The 255-nt window shown below is 65.5% G+C and carries 1 protein-coding gene; it reads right to left on the reverse strand.

The features are described from left to right. Positions 1 to 255: PKD domain-containing protein (locus FNH21_RS17560; protein WP_152817196.1), on the reverse strand; the 255-nt coding region annotated here is incomplete at both ends.

Consider the following 255-nt stretch of genomic DNA (forward strand, 5'->3'; position numbering starts at 1 on the left):
CGACGCAGCAGCCACAGGAGCCTTGTTCGGCACCGGAGGCGCCGTGACCGTGACCGACTTCGTCACAGCATTCGTCGCACCCTTGTCATCAGTCACCGTCAGCACCACCGAGTACGTCCCCGCCGCAGCATACGTGTGCGACGCCGTCGCACCCGTCGTCGCAGGGGTGTCGTCCCCGAAGTTCCAGCTGTACGAGGCGACCGTCCCATCAGCATCCGAGGACGCCGACCCATCAGCAGCAACCGTCAGATCCGT

The organism is Arthrobacter bussei, assembly GCF_009377195.2.
In the GTDB taxonomy this organism is placed as follows: Bacteria; Actinomycetota; Actinomycetes; order Actinomycetales; family Micrococcaceae; genus Arthrobacter_D; species Arthrobacter_D bussei.